Here is a 1,403-nt window from a genome sequence, read left to right as displayed (position 1 = left end):
GCGCGGCGGCCCTCCGTACGGTTCAGGGTGTCGATGAGGGCCTGGCCGTCGTCCAGGGTCTGCACGCCGTGCACCCCGGGGGCGTCGATGCCGGGGAGCGGTGGCCGTACCGGGCGGGCGCCCGTCGCGATCACGAGCTTGTCGTACGACGTCCATGCCTCGGCCCCGGACTCCAGGTCGCGCGAGCGCACGCGGCCCCCCGCGACGTCGAGTTCCGTGACCTCCGTACGCATCCGCAGGTCGATTCCGCGTTCTCGGTGCTCCTCGGGCGACCGCGCGATCAGCTGGTCCCGGTCCGAGACGTCACCGCCGACCCAGTACGGGATGCCGCACGCGGAGAAGGAGCTGAAGTGTCCCCGCTCGAAAGCGATGATCTCAAGGTCGTCGGGGCCCTTCATCCTGCGTGCGTCCCCTCCGACGACCACCAGACGCTCTTTCGTACGCTTCTCGCGGCTCATGTTCATGCGAACACGCTACGGGGGCCGCGCACTTCGGTCCCGCCCAGGCTCGCTCAGTTCCGGTCGTTCCCGTTCAGTCCCGGTCGCTCCCCTCGTTCTCGTTGTTCCCGTCGTTCTCGTTGTTCTCGTCGTGCTCCGTCCGGACGGGCGGCGCGACCGGCAGCGAGCCCGTCCCCGCACCCGGCACCGCCGCGGCCGTGGCCGGGCGGGCAGGCGTCCGGCCACGCAGGAAACGCGCCCAGAGGAACAGCAGCAGCGCCCCGGCGGCCAGGAAGGGCAGCAGCGCGCCCAGCACCAGTGCGATCCAGCGGAACATGGCGACGAACGCGTCCCAGCCGCCGCCGAGCGCGTCCGCGAACCCCGGGTCGTCGTCCTCGACGGCCTTCTTCACCGGCGTCTCGGACAGCGACAACGTGATCGTGGCCAGACTCGTACGGTCCTTCAGGGAGGCCTGCTGGGCCAGCAGCGACTCCAGGTCGGCCTGGCGCGTGCTCAACTCGCCCTCAAGAGTGACCACATCGCTCAGCTTGGAGGCACGGTCCATCAGCTCGCGGATCCGTGCCACGCTGGCGCGCTGCGACGTGATGCGGCTCTTCACGTCGACGACCTGCTCGGTGACGTCCTCGGCCTTCGCCTTGCGGTCGACGAGTTTGCCCGAGCCCTCCAGTTCCGTGAGCACGTCCTCGTACGTGTCCGCCGGGACGCGCAGGACGACACGGGAACGCTCGTGGCCCTCGGAGTCGCGGTCCGTCGTCTCGTCGCCGACCATGCCGCCCGCGTTCTCGACCACGGTGCGGGTCTCGGCGAGGGACTTCGGCACGTCCTTGACCTGCACCGTCAGGGACGCGGTGTGAATGATGTGGCTGGTCGGCGCCGGTGGCTCGGCGGCCCGCCCGCCCTTGGCGCCGCTGCCGCCCCGCACACCGGCCGCGCCGCTGTCGGCCG

2 protein-coding genes are annotated in these 1,403 nt (G+C 71.1%); both read right to left on the bottom strand.

Translation table 11 applies throughout. From position 1 onward, the window contains the following. On the bottom strand, nucleotides 1–464 hold a 464-nt coding region (locus AOK01_RS39010), incomplete at its 3' end, for an NAD(P)/FAD-dependent oxidoreductase (protein ID WP_169800184.1). Nucleotides 465–531: 67 nt separating this feature from the next. Next, a partial coding sequence (locus AOK01_RS39005) for a DUF4349 domain-containing protein (RefSeq protein WP_107100036.1) occupies nucleotides 532–1,403 on the bottom strand: 872 nt, incomplete at its 5' end.

Origin of the sequence: Streptomyces aurantiacus, from assembly GCF_001418335.1 — a bacterium.
GTDB classification, from domain to species: domain Bacteria; phylum Actinomycetota; class Actinomycetes; order Streptomycetales; family Streptomycetaceae; genus Streptomyces; species Streptomyces aurantiacus.
The sequence above is the reverse complement of the archived record's forward strand: the minus strand, read 5'-3'. Positions and strand labels throughout refer to the sequence as shown.